The sequence below is a fragment of the Falsihalocynthiibacter sp. S25ZX9 genome, from assembly GCF_041205405.1.
Classification (GTDB): domain Bacteria; phylum Pseudomonadota; class Alphaproteobacteria; order Rhodobacterales; family Rhodobacteraceae; genus Falsihalocynthiibacter; species Falsihalocynthiibacter arcticus.
Genome location: NZ_JBGFCD010000365.1, coordinates 1 through 278 on the forward strand (window position 1 = coordinate 1; position 278 = coordinate 278).

General features: G+C 54.3%; 1 protein-coding gene. It reads left to right on the forward strand.

What is annotated here, in order from left to right; genetic code table 11:
• The coding region (locus AB9F29_RS22595) for a hypothetical protein (protein ID WP_369757339.1) at positions 1 to 278 on the forward strand (278 nt) is incomplete at both ends.

The following is a 278-nucleotide window of genomic DNA, read 5'->3' on the forward strand; positions in this document are numbered from 1 at the left end:
AGCGCCAGAAGTGGTTGCGACCGAAGATGCAACAACTGCAGTTCCAGAGGATACGGCCCCGTTAGAGGCCGTTTCTGCTGAAGAAAACGCAGAAGAGGCGAAAGCTCCAGATGCAGGCGTCGAAGCTCCTGAAATGGAGGCTTTCTATACGTTTACATTGGCACCGAAGCCTCGGCCAAACAATCGTCGTCCACAAAAGGATGCGGCTGAAGGTACTCGTGGCAAGCCACAAGGACGTAAACCTGACGCAAAACGCGGTGGGCCAAAAGGTGGAAAGC